The organism is Shewanella sp. ANA-3, assembly GCF_000203935.1.
In the GTDB taxonomy this organism is placed as follows: domain Bacteria; phylum Pseudomonadota; class Gammaproteobacteria; order Enterobacterales; family Shewanellaceae; genus Shewanella.
On record NC_008577.1, the window covers coordinates 1,275,372 to 1,295,959 of the forward strand.

Below are 20,588 nucleotides of genomic sequence, written 5' to 3' on the forward strand. Positions count from 1 at the left end.
TCTAGTGAATAACCGTCATCAGGTGAGTAAAACTTTGTAAAGTTAAGCGCACGAAAGTGAAAGAAATTGTGTTTTTGTCGAAAAGACGGCCAACAATTTTTTCAGGCTGTGTGGGCGTGGCTAAAATAGCCTAGTTATCGGGCTAAGGATGTGCTTGTGTTCGTATTTTTTCTATCGGATCTGAAGTAGATAGAAGTTGAGGGAATCGGCTTAAAATCGCGGCTAAACGGCCATCTTTCTTCATTGATTCAAGGCCTTTGTTAAACTCTGCCACTAAGGTTATTTGATCGCTAACGGCCAAGGAAACCCCTAAATGAAATACTTCAGTCGCGATAGGCTCGCCAACCTGCTCGAAGGCATCGGTATATTCATCGCCATGTTGTTTGATTAAATACTCAGCAAGGTTGTGACCTATTAAGACTAAGTCGATGCGTTTTAGAAATAATTTCTTAAGATTCATCTCATCTGAATTACCTTCCTCTGTTGTGAGTCCCGCACCAGCTATCTCGGGTGGATTGGCATAGCCGCGACCAATACCTATGGTGAAGGGCTTTAGTTCAGTTAATTGACTAAAACTTAACGGATTATCCTTGCGTTTATAGAACACAATTTGGACTGCTTGGATGGGATCGGAATAGTGTGCCCATTGCTCACGTTCTTTGCGATACCAAAGGCCAATAATGCCATCGGCTTGGCCGGTTTTAACAAGCAATGCTGCCCGCGCGAAGGGATAGAATTTGACACTGGCATTGTAGCCGCGACGTTTAAAGGCTTCTTTGACCACAAGCGCGACGCCGCCTTGGTCGGGTAACTCATTGGTATAAAAGGGAGGGTAGTTAGTCGCGACCAGTGTTAACTCTCGTCCCGCCATACACGGCGTAGATAATCCTAAGAGCTGCAATACAAGGCTAATCTTGATTAGCGACTTGAGGTTCATACTTGTCCCTTAAAATAAAGCGTCACTTTGCTGAGTATAGGGGCTGTTTGAACCTTGAGTGGGAATTTTGTGTGGTTGTTATTATGGTGAGAGCTATGACAATTGAAGTGGCGATGACTATGACAATAACTATGGCAATAGCTATGGTGATCACTATCTATAACTACAGCGAGAAATGGATATTTAGTCGAATCATCGCCTCGAAAAAATAGGGCTTATGGGGAAATGCCATAAGCCCTTAATCCTTTAATTTTCTTCTAATGGCTTAAAGTTGTACTTGCTCACCCTGAAAGAGGCCGCGGGTAAGTTTATCTTTGTCTATCAGCAATAGCTCGCCAGATTGACCATTCTTAATACTGCTATCTATCGCAATGATTTTATTATGGTAAAGCCCAAGAACCCGATCTTGCGAGGTATGGCCGACTATGATGTGGTCAACCTTAAAGTAGCTAAGGATCTGGTCAATTTCTTGCTCGCTAAGCGCGTCTTTAAAGTAGCCTCGGTACCAAGTCGGGCCGTTGGTGAAAAACAGAAAATTCAGCAGATCGTTTTGTTTTAGCTCTTCTTTTTTATCGTCTAAATGTTGGCGAAATAACTGGTTGGCATCGCTGATATTGAGTTTACGCTCGACCCACTCAGGGCTTATTCCACCGTGCATAAATAGCAGATTGTTGATCTTCACCAGCGTGTTTTTACTACGAAGCCAACGGCCAATTTCGGTGTCTTTATTGTAGAGTGCATCATAGCTGCGATTAAGCAATTCGGCTGAGGTTTTGTAACGCTCATTGATATAGCGTAAGTCGCCGCGAAACACCATTTGCTCGTGGTTGCCCATAAGTAAATGTAAACGGCCACCCGCGGCTTGCGCCTCCTTATCTAACTCATATAAAAACCACAGGACTTCGTTGACTTGATGACCGCGGTCGAACATATCGCCTGTCATCACCATATGGCCATCACCAAAGGCCCAATGATTATTTTCATCAATAATCTTGTGGGCTTTAAGTAAATTAATCATCACGTCAAATTGGCCATGCACATCGCTTAAGGCCACAATTTTACCCGCATGGGTGTAAGTATCGGCTTCAATCTGAGGGGCTGCGTTATGGCGTAAAGGTTGTGGCAAGTTGCCGCAATCGTTTGGGCGAGCCAATTGATTGTTTGCGATAGGAGTTTGTTTTAACTCACTCTGGCAGATCCAGTAAGCAGTGTTTTCTTTTCCTTGGTCGAGAAACACATAGGGGCCATCGGTGACTGGGGAGCTTGGCTCTGCACTATTACTGGCAACGGAAAATAAACTGAGTAGTGAGAATAAAACTCCCTGAGCGGCGATATTGCTGCGCTTTTTAGGTGACACGGACGAACACACATCCCGCGATGGGCTGTTGGCATGGGGTAGACCTGATTCGGAGAGTATGCGCATTCGATGTTCCTTATTATTGTTTTACGTCACCTATTTAGGGCTGGTTAGCATAATGTTAATAATTGAATGCGGCAAGAGTCATCAAGAGGGGAGCTGTTCATGAGCAAGCGATTGAAAGTCATGCTTATCTCATACAAAACTTGAGAGTTTATCTTGAATGCTGTGTTTAAAATGAGAGTGAATTTATTTTTATCAAACCATTAAAATAAGTATTCTATTTAAATTTATATCGTTATTTTAATCGGACTATATACGGTTATTTTTTAAGTCTGCTCAATATCGAGTTATTTCACTTGGTTGATTAAGTGACAATGTTTGATTAACGCTGATATGTGGATATTTGTGTTGAGGCTTAAATATTTTTGTTTATTTATTGCCAAATAAGTGTTGATAGTGGTAAAAGTCACGAGTGTCACCTAATGATATGATTTTACTGTGCTTCATTCGGTAATTTTTGCTTTTCTATTTTAAATCGTGCGATTTAAATTATTAAATCCTAGGTGAAAGTGTTTTTATTTTTATCTAAATAACAGATATGCATACCGTATGATTCCGTTTTTATTTAAATGCCAGCCACATAATCGGTTGGTATTCTCTATTGCTCGTGCTTCTTCACTGATATCCCTTAACTCTCGACCACAAAACGTTCGCCATACGTTAACGTCCGTCATTTCCCTTATTCTGTCGAGTGTAATTGTGAGTGCGGCCAGCTTATTTATGGCGCCGACTCACGCCGATGATACTGAGCTTTATGTTTTCGAGGCATCGGCCCGTAATGGCTCGCGTCCTCAGGTACTGATTATTTTCGATAACTCGGGCAGCATGAGCAGTCTCGCCTATGATGTCGAGGCGCCCTACGAGAATAAGCGCGCAGTAAATTATGCCCAATCGGGTAATTTATTCTATAGCCGAGGCTCATCGGAAAACGCGGCAGCGCCCAACCCTAATTCACGGAGGGAAAAACGTAAGTTCAAAGGGGCGCTCAATGGCTGCGAAAGTTCATGGGAATATCTCAATCGTTACGGCACCTTTACGGGGTTTTTTAGGGAGTATGGTTTTTCGGGAAGCTCGGGGTCTTGGAGAGAGTTTTCAGAGCTTAACGGCAGTTCCATTTCCGCTGTCGATTGTTTTGAGGATATTCAGGAAAACAAGTTCGGTAACGCGGTAGGCGAAGCTGAAGGTTTACCCGTGGATAGCCTAGGGACGGCAAGCAAACCGGTTCGTTACACAAAGGCCAGTACTAGCTCGTCAGACAGCGCAAAGTCTGCGGCTAAGGCCAAGGCCGAAAAAACCGCGTTTGGTACTGGTAAAGTGGTTACCGTCTATACCGAAGATTACTTAAACTGGCTGCATGGCCCGAAAACTAAGGTCAATAAAACACGACTGGCCTTGGCTAAAGATGCGATTGAAAGTGTGATTCTAACCACGCCGGGTGTGGATTTTGGCCTAGCGATTTTTAATATGAATGGCCCCTATGATGGCCAGCGTGATGGTGGACGGATTATCTCTGGGATTAAGCCCATGTCCGCTGCAGCTAAAATTGATTTGCTCAAAGGGATCAATGATATTAACTACGCTCAAAATACCCCCTTATGCGAAACCCTCTATGAGGCGTACCGCTATTTTGGCGGGCAGAGTCAGTATTTTGGTGACGACGATAGCGATTACCATTATTACGATCAGTGGGGGCGCTATCAAGGGACTTACCAAGCGAAAAGAAACCCTTTTACTGATCCCGAAGCATTAGTCGTGGGGACCAATAACTATAACTCGCCTTTCAAACGTTGCCAAAACGAAGCCTATATCATCTATATCACCGACGGTGAACCCACCTTGGATAACGCGGCCGATGGTTTGGTTGAACAGTTAACTAAAGGTGTGGGAAAACATACCTCAAGTCCTGTCAGTTACCTTAGTGCGCTTTCGGGCTGGATGAGAAATGAAGACGTCAATCCTAATTCTGCGGGTAAACAAACCGTTAGAACCTTTACCATCGGCTTTAGTGAAGGTGCCGCCAGTGCCGAACATTTACTGAAGCAGACCGCCGAAAATGGCGGAGGTAAGTATTTCGATGCGACCGATGCCAGTAAATTACGCTCTTCATTACAAACGGCCCTGAACAATATCCTCGAAAAAAATGCCAGCTTTACCTCTCCCTCGGTGGCAAGTAATAACTTTAACCGAACACAAACCTTTGATTCCGCTTATTACTCTATGTTTTTGCCGAACAAAGGGCCGAGATGGTTAGGCAATATCAAGAAATTTAAGGTGACCAGTAGTGGTGATGTTGTCGATAGCAAAGGCAACAATGCGATAGGTGAAGATGGCAACATCAAAGCCGAGGCCTGCTCCTATTGGACCTCGGCCGAAGAGTGTGGTGCGAGTGGCGATGGTAACGATGTGAAGCGGGGTGGAGTGCTAGGTGCAATGCAGCAGGCGAGTAGTCGCACCTTGTACAGTAATTTAGGCACGGGATTAAGCCCATTTACCCTGTCGAATGCCTCTCGCAAAGCGGGGGGCGATGCCCGTTTGGCCTTGTATATGGGGGTCGATGAAACTGAGCTTAGCGAGCATTTTGATTGGGCCAAGGGCATCGATGTCGATAATGACAAGAATCAGGACCTCAGTGCCGCGAGTGGCGCAACCCCCAATTGGCGCGCCGATATTATGGGGGATGCTTTACATTCCAAACCCTTAGCACTCAATTTTGGCTCTGAAGACCAGCCCGATATTCGGATTATCGTGGGGACTAACCATGGGTTCCTGCATATGTTCAAGGATGAAGGCGATAGCGTGTCTGAGACTTGGGGTTTTATCCCCTATGAGTTGCTGCCGAATTTTCGCGATCTGAAGGCGAACGCGCCAACGGGCGTGCACTCGGTATACGGCATCGATGGCTCGCCAGTCGCTTACACCAAAATGCAGGGCAAACGTATTGAAAAAGCGTGGGTGTTTGTGGGGATGCGCCGTGGGGGAAATGCTTATTATGCCCTCGATATCACCTCCCCCGATAATCCTACTTTTATGTGGAGGATTGATGCTAGTTCTCCGGGAATGGGCGAATTAGGTCAATCCTGGTCGACGCCTGTCGTCACCACGATTCCGAGTGCCACAGGCGATAAACCTGTGCTGATCTTCGGTGCGGGATATACCCCCGCGACCAAGGATGGCGCCGAGATTGGCAGTGACGATAGCCAAGGTCGAGGCGTGTTTATTGTCGACGCCGAAACGGGGGCATTAATTCATCAATTTGGTGGCAATGGCGCCAACACCCTATTGCCGGGGATTGCCAACAGTATTCCGAGCAGCGTTGCCGTGTTAGATGGTAATGGCGATGGCCGAACGGATAGGATCTATGCCACAGACACACAAGGGAATGTGTGGCGAATGGACATGCCTTCGGCAAATACTTCGACTTGGTCGGGATTTAAATTTGCCGCATTAGGGGACAGGAGTTCGGTGGCTGGGGATCGGCGATTTTTCTCGGGGCCGGCGGTTGCGCAGACCATGGTCACCAATACCTTCGAGTTGACTCAGGTGGTGAATGGGAAATCGACCAAGACAGTGACTAAGCAGAATATTCCCTACGATGCCGTAGTTGTAGGCAGCGGTCACAGGGCGAAGCCTAGCGATGCGTCCCGTTCGGATATGTTTTTTGCCTTGCAAGATAGGAACATAGTGACTCAATCATTCCAAGGTAAACCTAATCAAAAGCCAGTGCCGAGCGCCTTAACCTTAAGTGACTTATACGATGTAACTACGGCGGCGCCAAATGATAAAGCCAGCGAAATCGCTTTTGGTCAAAAGCGGGGCTGGTACTATAACTTCTCCCGCAAAGGTGAAAAGAGTCTATCTTCTGCGACCATAGTTCAGGGCGAGGTGTATTTCACTAGTTTTGTGCCAGGCAGTGATGCTTCGGTGAACCAATGTTTGAGTTCGGGTAAGGGCTACCTCTATAAAAAGAACTTACACAAGGGCACAAATGGCTATAGAACCGATTTCTTGTATGCCGGTGAACTGGTTTTGGATACGCCGCAATTGGTTATCCCCCCGGCTGCGCAGCCCGATGCCCCCAATGCTAAGGCTCCCACTCCAGATATGTTTTTGATTGGGATTGGTAAGGCGGTGCCCGAGGAGGCGACTTGTGAGAGTGGTAATCCTAAGTGTATCGGCAGTGGTCCCAAGGCAAACAAGATTTACTACTACGTAGATCAATGACGCAAAGCCTTAATAAATCAATATGAGTGATAGCTTGATGATGAAATATGGTGCCGTTTGTCTGTTGCTGTTATGGGGGCTTCAATGGCCTGCGATGGCGACAGAAAAAGAGAAGCGACAGGATTACAAATGCTATTTAGAAACGAATCAAGGAGTTAAATTGATGCGTTTCTCCTGGTTTGAATCTAAAGTCGAGCAGTATCAGCTGTCTTTACCCGGAACAAAATTACCCCGTTTACCGCAGGATAAGCCGATAGCGCTCTATGTTAAGACGGTGCTGGAATGCGTGAAAAAGACGGAGAGTTTTACCCTCGAAGAGGCCAAGCAAGCCGAGTTTGCTCCTGAAAACCAAGGTTAACCGATTTTATAAGCATTTAAAAAGACTTAGAAAATCGCTTTGTACTCAGGGCTAATATATTACGCCTTAGGTAGTAAACTTCCTAAGGCGTATGCTTTTAATTACCAACTTGATAAGAACGCTGCCGATTAGGATAGCTGCTCTTTCAGATATTCAAGCCACTTCGAAGGTTGACCGTAAAAGCGGCTGTGATTGATAAGCTTTAAGTGGCCTTCATCGGTCTCTAGCGCCACGGAGGGAAACCCTTGGGCGCCGAGCTGATTCATTAATGCCCGCGAAGCGACGATATGTTGATAAAGGGCTTCTTCATTTTCGGCGTATTCCCGGGCGAAGGCGGCGCCATCTATCCCCAATTTTTCCGCTAAAAGATGCAGGTTGTTTTCATCGCTCGCGCACTTGCCATCGCGATAATGGGCGAGCTGCACCGCATGTAAGTAGGCTAAATCATCGCCTCCTAAGGCGGCCACAGCGAGTAGCGCCCTGATGGGCGGCGCCGAATCCAATAGGATACTGGTGTCACGCAATAGGCCTTCATAGTAGCTCTTACCAAAGGCTTGTCCGGTTAGCGCGGCAATACGCTGATCATGGGGCATTACATAGTCGCGCCATTGATTATCAATCTGTTTGCGTCTTGGGCCTGTGAGCATGCCGCCTGCGTGGAGTTTAATGGTAAATCCGGCAGCGGCTGCGGCATCAAACAACGGTGCGGCCGCATAACACCAACCGCACAGAGGGTCGATAATGGCATGTAAAACGGCTGGTGGATTTTCAGTGGTATTCATGGGAACTTCCTATAAAACGGGCTTAACTGAACTGAGCTTTGGCTTTTGCTTGAGTGCTAACCGAGGCTTACATCAGAATGAATGGGGCAGGGAATACCGTGCCCCGATGCGCTTACATGGGCCAGCGCATTTCACCCATAATCACTTTGGCGCTGATCTCAAGGCCCACATCGCTGGGGATTTGTGGGTAGAGTGCGAGCATCTTGGCGATTAAGTCCGCAGAATTTTTTGCTGTTTTAGCCGCATTTTCAAAGGCATGAATATAGTCGCGGGTAAAGCTAATCGCGCGCTGATCAAATCTCGCTTTGCCAAGATAATGGCCAGGGATCACTGTTTCGGGGGAGAGGGCGCTCATTTTATCTAAATGGGCTAACCAAGCCTGGCGAGACTCGATACTTTGGGTATCAGCTATCCAAACATGGGTATTATCAAATACTTCAACTCCGCCAGTGATGGTCTTAGCCGAAGGTACCCACAGGAAAGTATGCTTAGGATGAGCATCCTCTAGACCTTCAATCAGCACTTGTTCGCCGTCGATACTAAAGCTATTGGTTGTCACCACCTTTGGCAACACTAATTGGCTCGGCGCATTGTCCTTTAAAATCGGTCCCCAGTAGGCGAGTTTGCCCTCCATCGAGGCTTTAATATCATCGACCGTGGTTTGGGTGGCGACGATTTCTACCTCGGGAAAGTTTTGCTTAATCACATCCAACCCAAAGTAAAAGTCAGGATCGCTGTGGCTGATATAAACCAAGGTGAGTTTTTTACCGCTGGCCTTAATGGTATTCACTAAGGTCTGGGCATCATTTTTTTGGAACTGAGCATCGACCAACATCATTTCATGCTCGCCACTGATAAAGCTGGAGGACACGGCAAAGATGCTGTTTTCACCCGGATTAAAATGGCTCACTTGCAAAGGTGCGGCCTGCGCCGTAGCCATTCCTGCCACCAACATTGCAGCGGCGAATTGGGGTTTGAAGCTGGCTAAGCTGAGGTTATTCAATAGTGTCATTTCAGTTCTCACTTATTCATTCAAATAGGCATTCGGTGATTTGCACTGCTGCAAAAGTGAGCTTAGTTTAGGTTGCAAAAAACGTTAGATAAACACGGAAAATTGCGCTTGTTTGTTGCATAATTCGGATGAATTGGTGTTGAAAGCCGAGAATCTAGTGCAAGCTAATCCACAAGGGAGAATAACCATGGATAGACTCGAAGCGGCAAAGGTGTTTGTGACTATTGTCGAACGGGGGAGCATGATTGGCGCCGCCGAGGCGTTAGATATGTCGCGCTCCATGGTGACCCGTTACTTGGCCGAGATGGAAGAATGGTCGGGCGCCCGTTTATTGCACCGTTCGACAAGACGTTTGAGCCTGACCGATGCGGGTGAACAGGTGCTCGATTATTGTCAGCGTTTGCTTGAGTTGGCGCAGGAAGTCCCTGCGGTAAGTCATGCTCAGAGTGCCCAGCCCCGAGGGCTACTGCGGATCAGCTGCTCGCAATTTATGGCGCATTTACTCCTCCCCAGCGTCGTGCGCCCTTATTTAGCACAATACCCGCAGGCGAGTGTGAACTTTCATGTGACGAGTCAAACCGTTGATTTAGTGGCTGAACGAATCGATCTTGCCATTCGTATCACCAACGAACTCGACCCTACGCTTATCGCCAGACGTTTAGGCGAGTGTGAGTCTGTGGTGTGCGCGGCACCGAGTTATCTTGCCAGCCATTCGGCCATCACGCATCCCGAGGATTTAACTCGGCATAACTGCCTAACCTATTCCTACTTTGGCGATGTGATGTGGCGATTCACTCAAACGCCTATCGCCGTGAAGGCAACGCCAACGCAGGAAGTCGGGCAGATATTCAATATTCCGGTGAAGGGCAACCTAAGTGCCAATGACTCTATGGTGGTGTTAAACGCCACTTTGGCGGGGGAGGGAATTGCCATGCAGCCCCTGTGGGCGGCTAAACCGCACCTCGATTCGGGGGCATTAGTGCCATTGCTGCGGGAATTCAAACCTCAATCCCTAGGCGTGTACGGGGTTTATCAATCCCGCAAACATATGCAGCCCGCATTAAGGGTGATGATGGATATGCTAGTGCAGCATTTTAATGGGGCAATTTAAGGGCGTGATCTTGAATGCGCGACTTGCACTTGCGCTTGCATCTCTATGAGATAGCGGCGACTGGGTTGCGTTGTTCGTTCGACTCTGTCACTCGGTTAACGTCACTTCGGAATCGTTATTCAACCCAGCTCCTTCCTTCGATTTATATTTTGCGCCAGACGCTTAAACCCCATTGCGGCTATTTTCTGTTCAGCTATATTGTTTGGGATATTTTTGTTTTAAATGTGCAACTTAGGTCCCATCCTCCCTTGCTGAGCAGACGATATGAGCGAAGATATTAAAGATCACAAAGAAATTACCCGCGCGAATATTCGCGTTAATGCCCAGCTCGATGTGCCCTTTTTGGCGATGAACACCCTAGCGGCCATCATCGCCAGCTACGGACTCTTGGCTAACAGCGCAGCGGTGGTCATTGGCGCCATGATTGTCGCTATGCTGTTTTCCCCCATTTTAGGCTTGGCATTAGGACTGGTCGAAGGGGAAAAGCTGCTAGTTCGCCATGCCATTAAAAGTTTAATCGTGGGGAGTATTCTGGTTTATTTCACCGCCTTTTTAATTGGCTTTCTGCATTCCGATATTCCTATCACGCCGGAGATCATGGCGAGAACGGCGCCAAACTTTCTCGATTTAATGGTCGCGTTTGCAGGTGGTGCAGCGGGCGCCTATGCGACTATTTCGCCGCGGTTAAGTACTTCCTTTGTGGGGGTTGCGATTGCTACCGCATTAGTGCCGCCCCTGTGTGCCTCGGCGATATTGCTAGGCCATGGTAATTTTGAACTCGCCCGAGGTGCCTTCTTACTGACGTTTACCAACATAGTCGCCATCCAATTTGTGTCCTCGGTTGTGCTGTGGTTGAACGGTTTCCACGGATTTTATTTTTGGCAAAAAAGCTCGCTGTGGGAGTTGTTGAAACGTAACTTCATTACATTGATTCTGCTGGTTATTTTGATTATCGCCCTCAGCGTGAATCTGCATAATGTGGTGGCAAGGCAATTGTATGAGAGCAAAGTGACTCGCATTGTGAGCGAGCAGTTACTCAAGTTCCCCAATATGCGGTTGATTAAAGTCGGGATTGAGGAAGAGGCGAGTCAATGGATAGTGCGGGTCACCGTTGGCGGCATTAAAAAACCAGATGCCAGCTTTGTGCGACTACTGGAGAGTGAGTTGACGCAGACGGGGCAAGTAAAACCGGCGACCGTGCGCGTGCGTTACTTTCAGGTCGATGTGATTGACCGCGATGGTGATGTGAAAGCGATTCAGGAACAGGATTAGTCGGCATAACCTTTTGTGTATCAAAGAAAAGCCCCGCAATTGCGGGGCTTATTTGTACCTGTAAACGCATCGCGCTTACTTAGTCATACGCTTGTATTTTAAGCGGTGTGGCTCAACCACATCGGCACCATAGGTGTTCTTCAACCACGCCGAGTATTCGGTGTAGTTACCTTCGTAGAAGTTCACTTGGCCTTCGTCGCGGTAGTCCAGAATATGGGTCGCGATACGGTCTAAGAACCAACGGTCGTGCGAGATCACCATAGCGCAACCTGGGAATTCGAGAATCGCTTCTTCCAGTGCGCGCAGGGTTTCAACGTCTAAGTCGTTGGTAGGTTCGTCGAGGAGCAGTACGTTACCGCCAGCCTGCAGCAGTTTAGCTAAGTGAACACGGTTGCGCTCACCGCCCGACAGCGTGCCGATAACTTTTTGCTGATCCGCACCACGGAAGTTGAAGCGGCCTACATAGGCGCGGCTTGGGATTTCCATGTTGTTGATACGCATGATGTCTTGACCACCGGAAATTTCTTGCCAAATGGTGTTCTTGTCATTCATCGAGTCACGGAACTGTTCAACCGACGCCAGTTGCACGGTTTCACCCAGCTCGATGGTGCCGCTATCAGGCTGCTCGCTGCCAGACAGCATGCGGAACAGGGTCGATTTACCTGCACCGTTGGCACCGATAATACCGACGATCGCGCCCTTAGGAATGGAGAACGACAGGTTATCGATCAGAACGCGGTCACCGTAGGATTTGGTTAAGTTGTTAACCTCAATCACTTTGTCACCTAAACGCGGTCCGGGCGGAATAAACAGCTCGTTGGTTTCGTTACGTTTTTGGTAATCAGTGGTGTTCAGCTCTTCGAAGCGCGCCATACGGGCTTTGCCCTTAGACTGACGGCCTTTCGCGCCTTGGCGAACCCATTCTAATTCTTTCGCAATGGTCTTTTGACGCGCGCTTTCTGCGGCAGATTCCTGCTTCAAGCGAGCATCTTTTTGCTCAAGCCATGAAGAGTAGTTGCCTTCCCATGGGATACCCTCACCACGGTCAAGTTCTAAAATCCAGCCTGCAGCATTGTCGAGGAAGTAACGGTCGTGGGTAATCGCCACAACAGTGCCCGAGTATTCCTGCAGGAAGTGCTCGAGCCAAGCGACTGATTCGGCGTCCAAGTGGTTGGTGGGTTCGTCGAGTAGCAGCATCTCTGGTTTTTCCAGCAGCAGACGACAAATCGCCACACGGCGACGCTCACCACCCGATAATACTTCAATCTTCTCATCCCAATCAGGTAGACGCAGGGCATTCGCCGCACGCTCGAGGATGTTGTCCAGATTGTGGGCGTCCTGCGCCTGAATGATAGCTTCGAGTTCACCTTGCTCTTTGGCTAGTGCGTCGAAGTCCGCATCGGGATCGGCGTAAGCCGCATAGACTTCGTCTAAGCGTTTGAGGGCATTTTTGGCTTCAGAAACCGCTTCTTCAATCGCTTCACGCACGGTTTGCGTCGGATCGAGTTTCGGTTCTTGCGGCAGATAACCAATCTTCAGCCCTGGCATTGGGCGCGCTTCACCCTCAATCTCGGTATCGATACCGGCCATGATGCGCAGTAGGGTGGATTTACCTGAACCGTTAAGACCTAACACACCGATCTTAGCGCCGGGGAAAAAGCTTAAGGAAATGTCTTTAAGGATCTGCTTCTTAGGAGGAACAACCTTGCCCACCCGCAGCATGCTGTAAACAAACTGAGCCATTTTTCTGCATCTATAAGTGACTAATGATGCGGCTAATTCTACTCGATTGCGCGCCGAACTCAACTCGGCATTGAGGCGAGTTCAAGGTAAAACTGTAGGATTTTCATGTTTCAGAGACTGGGATTGTCGGCTCGTTACGAGTAGAATACCGCGCAACCCTACCTACAAGAATTGGCAGCTGGAGTAAGCAATGCTGAAAAAAGATATGAATATCGCAGATTATGATCCGGAACTGTTCAACGCAATTCAGAACGAAACTCTGCGTCAAGAAGAGCATATTGAGCTGATTGCTTCTGAAAACTACACCAGTCCACGCGTGATGCAAGCGCAAGGTTCACAATTAACCAACAAGTACGCCGAAGGTTATCCTGGCAAGCGTTACTACGGTGGTTGTGAGTATGTGGACGTAGTTGAAACCTTAGCGATTGAGCGTGCAAAACAATTGTTTGGTGCGACTTACGCAAACGTGCAACCTCACTCAGGTTCTCAAGCAAACAGCGCCGTTTACATGGCATTGTTAAAACCAGGCGATACCGTTTTAGGTATGAACCTCGCTCACGGTGGTCACTTGACCCACGGTTCGCCAGTAAACTTCTCCGGTAGACTGTACAACATCATTCCTTACGGCATCGATGAATCAGGCAAAATCGACTATGACGAAATGGAACGTCTGGCGGTTGAACATAAGCCTAAGATGATGATCGGTGGTTTCTCTGCTTACTCAGGCATCGTTGACTGGGCAAGAATGCGCGAAATTGCAGACAAAATCGGTGCTTACCTGTTTGTCGACATGGCGCACGTTGCGGGTCTTATCGCCGCTGGTGTGTATCCAAACCCAGTGCCACACGCGCACGTTGTGACCTCAACCACTCACAAGACCTTAGCCGGTCCTCGTGGCGGTATCATTCTGTCTGCTGCCGATGATGAAGAGTTATACAAGAAGCTGAACTCTGCGGTATTCCCAGGCGGTCAAGGCGGTCCTTTGATGCACGTTATCGCAGGTAAAGCGGTAGCCTTCAAAGAAGCTTTAGAGCCAGAGTTCAAAGCTTACCAACAACAAGTGGTTAAGAATGCTAAAGCCATGGTTGAAGTGTTCTTAGAGCGCGGTTACAAGATCGTTTCTGGCGGTACTGACAACCACTTAATGCTGGTGGACTTAATCGGTCGCGACCTGACTGGTAAAGAAGCCGATGCCGCTTTAGGTAGCGCCAACATCACAGTAAACAAAAACTCTGTGCCAAATGACCCACGTTCTCCATTCGTGACCTCTGGTGTACGTATCGGTACGCCTGCGATCACTCGCCGTGGCTTTAAAGAAGCTGAAGCGAAAGAGTTAACCGGTTGGATCTGTGACATCCTCGACGATGCCCACAACCCAGCGGTCATCGAGCGCGTTAAAGGCCAAGTATTGGCACTGTGCGCCCGTTTCCCTGTTTACGGTTAATTCGTTAATTTATCTGAATATGACGGCTGAGTTCACAACTGCTTAGGGTGTTACTCTCAGGTGGTTAACCTCAGCCGATAAATAGGATAAAATCCCATGGCCGCATTAAGCGGCCATTTTTATTGCTAAAATCTTAGACTTAAACCCGCTCGGTTTAAGCGAGAAACAGCGAAAGCCATAGGCTTTATTCCATTCACGGCAGGAGGCTCAATGCATTGTCCATTTTGCAGCGCGACAGATACTAAAGTGATCGATTCCCGATTAGTGGCGGAAGGCCATCAAGTGCGTCGTCGCCGAGAATGCACCGAATGCCACGAAAGATTTACTACCTTCGAAGGGGCAGAATTAGTCATGCCACGGGTGATTAAACGCGATGGTACGCGCCAACCCTTCGATGAAGAAAAGCTGCAAGCAGGTATGTTACGCGCGGTCGAAAAGCGCCCCGTGTCTATGGATGAAATCGAGCAGGCCTTAAGTAAAATCAAGTCAACGCTGCGGGCTACTGGTGAGCGCGAAGTGCCATCCGAGATGATAGGTAACTTGATGATGGAACAGTTAATGAGCCTAGATAAGGTTGCCTATATTCGTTTTGCCTCGGTTTATCGCGCCTTTGAAGACGTCTCCGAATTTGGTGAGGCGATTGCGAAACTGCAAAAGTAACGTGGGTTATCTTAGGTTAGTGCTTAGGTTAGCGCCTTGTTCGGGCACGCTTCCTCAAGATTTCATAGGGTTTATATGAATTGGTCAGAACTCGATAACCAGATGATGAGCCGAGCCATACAACTGGCTCGCAAAGGTTTTTATACCACTCGCCCCAATCCCAGTGTGGGCTGCGTTATCGTAAAAGATAATCAGATTGTCGGTGAAGGTTATCATCAAAAAGCCGGCGAGCCCCACGCCGAGGTGCATGCACTGCGCATGGCTGGCGAGCTTGCCCGTGGCGCGACCGCCTATGTCACCTTAGAACCTTGCAGCCATTATGGCCGCACACCGCCGTGTGCCTTGGCGCTGATCAATATTGGTGTAAAACGTGTAGTGGTCGCGGTTGAAGATCCCAATCCGCAGGTCGGTGGTCGCGGTATTCAAATGCTGCGCGATGCGGGCATTGAAGTGGATGTCGGCTTACATCGCGACGAAGCTTATGCTTTAAATCTTGGTTTTATGAAGCGCATGGAATCGGGCTTACCTTGGGTGACGGTAAAGCTTGCCGCGAGTCTCGATGGTAAAACCGCATTATCCAACGGTGTCTCTAAGTGGATTACAGGCCCCGAAGCTCGCCGCGATGTGCAGCGCTTACGTTTGCGCGCCTGTGCACTGGTCACTGGGATTGAAACCGTACTGGCCGATGCCCCTTCGCTTAATGTGCGCTACTCAGAGCTTGGCAGTCTTAACTTGCAATTGAGTGAAGCGCAAATTTTACAACCGCTGCGGGTGATTTTAGATAGTCGTTGCCGCATGCCGATTACGGCAGCCTTGCTTGCGATTGAATCGCCGATTTTATTAGTCTCAACAGAGCCTTACTCGCCAGCCTTTATGGCGCAGTTGCCTGCCCATGTGACTTGTCTTCAATTACCGGCGATTGATGGTCGAATCTCGCTGCCTGCACTCTTAAGCTATTTAGGCAAAAGCTGTAATCAGGTGCTTATCGAAGCGGGCGCGACCTTAGCCGGCGCCTTTATCGGTGACGGATTAGCCGATGAGTTAGTGCTGTATCAAGCGATGAAAATCCTTGGGGCACAAGGACGTAATCTACTCGAATTACCCGATTATCAAATGATGGCCGATATTCCGACCCTCAAACTGGTCGATGAGCGTAAAGTGGGCGCGGATATGCGTTTCACCTTGCGGCTCACGTCCAATCCATCTTTAGCGAATAAGTGAGTTAACCATGTTTACTGGGATTATTGAGGCCGTAGGCACGCTGCGAAAGCTTGAACGTAAAGGCGATGATATTCGTTTGACGGTCGCCAGTGGCAAACTGGATTTAAGCGATGTGCGTTTAGGCGACAGTATCGCCACCAATGGTGTGTGTTTGACTGTGGTTCAGCAATTAGCCGACGGCTATGTGGCGGATGTGTCGGCTGAAACTGTCAGTCTCACAGGCTTTGCTAACTATAAAGTGGGCACTAAGGTTAATCTTGAAAAAGCCGTTACCCCGACAACTCGCCTCGGCGGGCATATGGTCAGCGGCCATGTGGATGGCATTGCCACCGTAGAGCAGCGTTTAGCCCGGGGCCAAGCAATCGAGTTTTGGTTAGCGGCGCCAACTGAGCTGGCGCGCTATATCGCCCATAAAGGTTCTATCACCATCGATGGTGTGAGCCTGACGGTAAATGAAGTCGATGGACACCGTTTTCGTTTAACCATAGTGCCTCATACTGCGGGTGAAACCACACTGGTGGATTTAAAAGCTGGCGATAAGGTGAATATTGAAGTGGATTTAATCGCCCGCTATTTAGAGCGTTTAATGCGCTTTGATACTAAAGAAACCCAAGGCGGTGGGGTGACCATGGAAATGTTAGCCCGTGCTGGCTTTGTGCGTTAGGGCACTGGCACTTAGCTCACTTAGGTATAGAATTTCATAACAACAGTAAAATCATAAAGGTCCTACAATGGCGCTGCACAGTATAGAAGAGATCATCGAGGATATTCGTCAAGGCAAAATGGTTATTTTGATGGATGACGAAGACAGAGAAAACGAAGGCGACCTGATTATGGCGGCCGAGCTGGTGACGCCTGAAGCGATTAACTTTATGGCGAAATACGGCCGTGGACTTATCTGCCAAACGATGACTAAGGCCCGTTGTCAGCAGCTAAACCTGCCCTTGATGGTGACTAATAACAATGCGCAGTTCTCGACTAACTTTACGGTATCGATTGAAGCGGCAGAAGGTGTAACCACCGGGATTTCGGCCCACGATCGCGCTGTAACGGTAAAAGCTGCCGTGGCTAAAGATGCCAAGGCATCGGATTTAGTACAACCTGGTCATATCTTCCCATTAATGGCGCAGGACGGCGGCGTGTTAACCCGCGCAGGTCACACGGAAGCGGGTTGTGATTTAGCCCGTTTAGCAGGACTTGAGCCATCGGGGGTGATTGTTGAGATCCTCAATGAAGACGGCACTATGGCTCGTCGCCCCGATTTAGAGATTTTCTCTGAATTACACGGGATTAAAATCGGCACTATTGCGGCGCTTATCGAATACCGCAACACCAAAGAAACCACTGTCGTGCGCGAAGCCAAATGTAAACTGCCAACCCGCTTTGGCGAGTTCGACATGGTGACCTTTAGGGATACTATCGACAATCAACTGCACTTTGCCTTAGTGAAGGGCGAGGTGAAACCGGATTGTTTAGTGCGCGTACACTTACAAAATACCTTCAACGATTTACTCCACTCAGAGCGCGATCAGCAGCGTAGCTGGCCGCTTGAAAAAGCCATGGAGCGCATTTCTGCCGAAGGTGGAGTGTTGGTGCTACTGGGCAATCAAGAGCATACCTGTGAAATTCTCTCTAAAGTCAAAGCCTTTGAAGCAGAAGATCAAGGTCAAGCGCCAGCCTCTGCAAAATGGCAAGGCACTTCACGCCGCGTGGGTGTAGGTTCGCAAATCCTTGCCAGCCTTGGGGTAACCAAAATGCGTCTCTTGAGTTCGCCTAAGCGTTATCACTCGCTCTCTGGCTTTGGGCTTGAAGTGACTGAATACGTAGCGGAGTAACAGGCCGAGCTTGTTAGACGTTGCACTAAGGTAAAATTAATCATTTGTATAATTTGCATAGGGCTGTGGGCGATTGACTGTGGTATCATGTCGCCACTTTTCGCCCAAGCCGGGTGCTTTAGCTAAATTAGGTAAGAAAATGAACGTAGTTCAAGGTAATATCGAAGCGAAGAATGCCAAAGTTGCGATTGTAATTTCGCGTTTTAACAGCTTTTTAGTTGAGAGCTTGCTTGAAAGTGCACTTGACACGCTGAAACGTTTTGGCCAAGTCAGTGATGAAAACATCACTGTCGTCCGTGTACCTGGTGCGGTTGAGTTACCGCTGGCTGCACGTCGTGTTGCCGCAAGTGGTAAGTTTGACGGTATCATCGCACTTGGTGCTGTGATCCGTGGTGGTACCCCTCATTTTGATTTTGTTGCAGGTGAATGTAACAAAGGTCTAGCTCAAATCGCATTAGAGTTCGATCTGCCCGTTGCCTTCGGTGTATTGACGACAGATACCATTGAACAAGCCATTGAGCGTTCAGGTACTAAAGCAGGTAACAAGGGCGGCGAAGCTGCACTAAGCTTGCTTGAAATGGTCAATGTTCTGCAACAGCTAGAACAACAGTTGTAATAGTAGGAAAAATAATGAAGCCTTCTGAGCGCCGCAAGGCCCGCCGTTTAGCCGTACAAGCCATTTATTCATGGCAACTAAGCGGGAATAATATTGCCGATGTCGAGCACGAGTTTTTAACTGAACAGAGCCTCGACGGTGTTGATGTAGCTTATTTTCGTGAGCTATTTGCAGGCGTAGCAACTAAGAAAACCCAACTGGATGAGTTGTTCATTCCACACTTAGACCGCCCCATTGATGAGGTGTCGCCAGTGGAGAAGGCCATAGTTCGCTTAGCGGCCTATGAGCTGACTTTCCGTAAAGATGTGCCGTTCAAAGTCGCGATTAACGAGGCGATTGAACTGGCTAAAGCTTTCGGTGCGGATGAAAGCCATAAGTTTGTTAATGGATTACTCGACAAACTGGTTGCACGTAAGTAATAAGGACAAACGGTATCTTAGGATACCGTTTTTCATTGCTAACAAAGGTGGCCGATGTGAGTCGCGCCAAACTGTACAGTGAAAGAATTCCAACTTATTGAATGTTATTTCAATCACCGCGGCCCCACGCGCCGTGATGTCAAACTGAGTATTGGCGATGATTGTGCCCTAGTGCAGCCCGCCGAAAACAAGTCGATCGCCATCTCCTGCGATACCTTAGTCGAAAACGTTCACTTCTTCCCCGATATTCCCCCACAAGCCTTAGGTTACAAAGCCTTAGCAGTGAATCTTTCCGATTTAGCGGCCATGGGGGCTGAGCCTGCTTGGATGACGCTTGCGCTTACCTTACCAGAGGTTAACGAAGCCTGGCTGAGTGGTTTTAGTGAGGGACTCTTCGAAGCGGCGGAATACTATGGTATTGCCCTTATTGGCGGCGATACTACCCGCGGCCCTAGAGCCATTAACATTACCGTGCATGGGCAAGTGCCGCAGGGTAAGGCGCTGACTCGCCACGGTGCAAAAGCGGGTGACTGGATTTATGTGACCGGTACACTCGGTGATTCGGCTTTAGGTCTGGATTTGATCCGTGGTGTGCAGCATGCGCGTGCGGAGCATAAAGAGTTCTTAATCAATCGCCATTATCGTCCGACGCCTCGAGTGTTAGCGGGTCAGTCGTTACGGTCTTTGGCATCCAGTGCCATCGACTTATCCGACGGTTTTATCTCCGACATTGGCCATATCCTCAAAGCATCGCAGGTAGGCGCGGTTGTGGATGTGGGCACGATTCCGTTGTCCCGCGCCATGCAAGATACCGTGAGCGAAGAGCATGCCTTAGGTTATGCGCTAACAGGGGGCGAGGATTACGAGCTGCTCTTTACCGTGCCAGAGGCGCAAAAAGGTGCGTTAGAAACGGCGTTGAGCCACGCTGGGACTAAGTTTGTGCGGGTTGGGCAAATTTGCGCGGGCAGTAAACTTAAGTTGCAACTCAATGGTGAGCCCTTTACGCCGCCATATCATGGTTTTGAGCATTTTTAATGAAGTTGTTATCCCAAGATCAGGCGCTGTCGCGCCTGTCTCTTAAAAATCCGATCCATTTTTTAGCTTTAGGCTTTGGCAGCGGTTTAGCGGCTAAGGCCCCCGGCACCTTTGGCACCTTGGCGGCAGTTCCGCTCTATTTGTTATTGGCTCAATTGCCCTTAAGTTGGTATTTAGTTGTGACCTTAGTATGCGTACTCGCGGGGATTTATATCTGCGATAAAGCTGCTAAAGACATGGGCGTACATGACCATGGTGCAATCGTTTGGGATGAAGTGGCGGGTCTATTAATCACTATGGTTGCCGCGCCAGCCGGAGTGCTCTGGTTAGTCGTTGGTTTTGTGCTGTTTCGTCTCTTTGACATCATCAAGCCTTGGCCAATTCGTTGGCTCGATGCCAAGGTCGAAGGCGGCTTTGGCATTATGATAGACGATGTATTAGCAGGCATTTTTGCGCTTATTGGTGTGCAGGCCCTGGCGGCTTTTATCCATTAACGAAAGCG

The 20,588-nt window shown here is 48.6% G+C and carries 18 protein-coding genes; 13 read left to right on the forward strand and 5 right to left on the reverse strand.

Going from position 1 to position 20,588, the window contains the following annotated elements:
* Positions 1–142: 142 nt before the first annotated feature.
* Together SHEWANA3_RS05695 and SHEWANA3_RS05705 are read right to left on the reverse strand one after the other, a co-directional pair.
* Positions 143–937, reverse strand: a complete 795-nt coding sequence (locus tag SHEWANA3_RS05695; RefSeq protein ID WP_011716191.1) for a transporter substrate-binding domain-containing protein — start codon at positions 935–937, stop codon at positions 143–145.
* Positions 938–1,202: 265 nt separating this feature from the next.
* Positions 1,203–2,360, reverse strand: a complete 1,158-nt coding sequence (locus tag SHEWANA3_RS05705) for a metallophosphoesterase (protein WP_011716192.1) — start codon at positions 2,358–2,360, stop codon at positions 1,203–1,205.
* 546 nt (positions 2,361–2,906) lie between these two features.
* Here SHEWANA3_RS05705 and SHEWANA3_RS05710 point away from each other — a divergent pair.
* A complete protein-coding gene (locus SHEWANA3_RS05710) occupies positions 2,907–6,578 on the forward strand; it encodes a PilC/PilY family type IV pilus protein (protein WP_011716193.1) in 3,672 nt (1,223 codons plus the stop codon).
* A gap of 37 nt (positions 6,579–6,615) precedes the next feature.
* Positions 6,616–6,936, forward strand: coding sequence for a TapY2 family type IVa secretion system protein (locus SHEWANA3_RS05715; protein ID WP_244096600.1), 321 nt, complete (start codon positions 6,616–6,618; stop codon positions 6,934–6,936).
* A 128-nt stretch (positions 6,937–7,064) separates the two neighbouring features.
* Here SHEWANA3_RS05715 and SHEWANA3_RS05720 read toward each other — a convergent pair whose 3' ends face one another.
* Together SHEWANA3_RS05720 and SHEWANA3_RS05725 are read right to left on the reverse strand one after the other, a co-directional pair.
* Positions 7,065–7,718, reverse strand: coding sequence for a DsbA family protein (locus SHEWANA3_RS05720; RefSeq protein WP_011716195.1), 654 nt, complete (start codon positions 7,716–7,718; stop codon positions 7,065–7,067).
* 112 nt (positions 7,719–7,830) lie between these two features.
* A complete protein-coding gene (locus SHEWANA3_RS05725; RefSeq protein WP_011716196.1) occupies positions 7,831–8,730 on the reverse strand; it encodes an MBL fold metallo-hydrolase in 900 nt (299 codons plus the stop codon).
* A 187-nt stretch (positions 8,731–8,917) separates the two neighbouring features.
* On the opposite strand from SHEWANA3_RS05725, the gene SHEWANA3_RS05730 reads away from it, so the two are divergent.
* On the forward strand, positions 8,918–9,841 hold the full coding sequence (locus SHEWANA3_RS05730) for a LysR family transcriptional regulator (protein WP_011716197.1): 924 nt from the start codon (positions 8,918–8,920) through the stop codon (positions 9,839–9,841).
* 264 nt (positions 9,842–10,105) lie between these two features.
* Entirely contained in the window at positions 10,106–11,113 is a 1,008-nt protein-coding gene (locus SHEWANA3_RS05735; protein WP_011716198.1) for a TIGR00341 family protein, read from the forward strand.
* Positions 11,114–11,188: 75 nt separating this feature from the next.
* Here the strand turns inward: SHEWANA3_RS05735 and ettA are convergent, their stop codons facing one another.
* Positions 11,189–12,856: an energy-dependent translational throttle protein EttA gene (gene ettA / locus SHEWANA3_RS05740; protein WP_011716199.1), complete on the reverse strand. Its 1,668-nt coding sequence runs from the start codon at positions 12,854–12,856 to the stop codon at positions 11,189–11,191.
* A gap of 190 nt (positions 12,857–13,046) precedes the next feature.
* Between ettA and glyA the strand changes: the two genes are divergently transcribed.
* From glyA to SHEWANA3_RS05785, 9 genes are all read left to right on the forward strand, one after another.
* Positions 13,047–14,300, forward strand: coding sequence for a serine hydroxymethyltransferase (gene glyA / locus SHEWANA3_RS05745; RefSeq protein ID WP_011625551.1), 1,254 nt, complete (start codon positions 13,047–13,049; stop codon positions 14,298–14,300).
* A 210-nt stretch (positions 14,301–14,510) separates the two neighbouring features.
* The gene (gene nrdR, locus SHEWANA3_RS05750; protein WP_011073317.1) at positions 14,511–14,960 is read left to right on the forward strand and encodes a transcriptional regulator NrdR; all 450 of its coding nucleotides are present in this window, start codon (positions 14,511–14,513) and stop codon (positions 14,958–14,960) included.
* Positions 14,961–15,035: 75 nt separating this feature from the next.
* Positions 15,036–16,181, forward strand: a complete 1,146-nt coding sequence (gene ribD, locus SHEWANA3_RS05755) for a bifunctional diaminohydroxyphosphoribosylaminopyrimidine deaminase/5-amino-6-(5-phosphoribosylamino)uracil reductase RibD (protein WP_011716200.1) — start codon at positions 15,036–15,038, stop codon at positions 16,179–16,181.
* Between the two features lie 7 nt (positions 16,182–16,188).
* Complete coding sequence (locus tag SHEWANA3_RS05760; protein WP_011716201.1) at positions 16,189–16,845, forward strand: riboflavin synthase; 657 nt, start codon at positions 16,189–16,191, stop codon at positions 16,843–16,845.
* Between the two features lie 67 nt (positions 16,846–16,912).
* A complete protein-coding gene (gene ribBA / locus SHEWANA3_RS05765; protein ID WP_011716202.1) occupies positions 16,913–18,016 on the forward strand; it encodes a bifunctional 3,4-dihydroxy-2-butanone-4-phosphate synthase/GTP cyclohydrolase II in 1,104 nt (367 codons plus the stop codon).
* 139 nt (positions 18,017–18,155) lie between these two features.
* A complete protein-coding gene (gene ribE / locus SHEWANA3_RS05770; protein ID WP_041412575.1) occupies positions 18,156–18,632 on the forward strand; it encodes a 6,7-dimethyl-8-ribityllumazine synthase in 477 nt (158 codons plus the stop codon).
* Positions 18,633–18,646: 14 nt separating this feature from the next.
* On the forward strand, positions 18,647–19,051 hold the full coding sequence (gene nusB / locus SHEWANA3_RS05775; protein ID WP_011621889.1) for a transcription antitermination factor NusB: 405 nt from the start codon (positions 18,647–18,649) through the stop codon (positions 19,049–19,051).
* A gap of 78 nt (positions 19,052–19,129) precedes the next feature.
* On the forward strand, positions 19,130–20,086 hold the full coding sequence (gene thiL / locus SHEWANA3_RS05780; RefSeq protein ID WP_011716204.1) for a thiamine-phosphate kinase: 957 nt from the start codon (positions 19,130–19,132) through the stop codon (positions 20,084–20,086).
* Entirely contained in the window at positions 20,086–20,580 is a 495-nt protein-coding gene (locus SHEWANA3_RS05785) for a phosphatidylglycerophosphatase A (RefSeq protein WP_011716205.1), read from the forward strand. The genes thiL and SHEWANA3_RS05785 overlap by 1 nt, the downstream gene beginning before the upstream one ends.
* Positions 20,581–20,588: the final 8 nt, after the last annotated feature.